Source organism: Novosphingobium huizhouense, assembly GCF_020179475.1.
Classification (GTDB): Bacteria; Pseudomonadota; Alphaproteobacteria; order Sphingomonadales; family Sphingomonadaceae; genus Novosphingobium; species Novosphingobium huizhouense.
The window spans coordinates 1-278 of the sequence record NZ_JAILXZ010000054.1 but is presented as its reverse complement, the minus strand read 5'-3'; the positions used below and the strand labels follow the sequence as shown (position 1 = coordinate 278).

The following is a 278-nucleotide window of genomic DNA, read 5'->3' as shown; positions in this document are numbered from 1 at the left end:
GCGATCTGTTGCAGATCGAGGCGTTGCGTTTGCCCGGCAAGGTGCGGATGAAGACGACCGGGAAACTGGGCGATGTGATGAAGGAATCCATCGACGCCGCTTCAAGTTTCGTGCGCTCGATCTCGCCCGAGATCGGCGTCAAGCCGCCCGAGTTCGACAAGCGCGACATCCATGTCCATGTGCCCGAAGGCGCAACGCCGAAGGATGGTCCTTCTGCGGGTGTCGGGATGGTGACGTCGGTCGTGTCGGTCATGACGGGCATCCCTGTCCGCAAGGAC

The 278-nt window shown here is 61.9% G+C and carries 1 protein-coding gene; it reads left to right on the top strand.

Annotated features, from left to right (window positions below):
• Positions 1-278: S16 family serine protease (locus K3A85_RS17955; RefSeq protein WP_318248105.1), on the top strand; the 278-nt coding region annotated here is incomplete at both ends.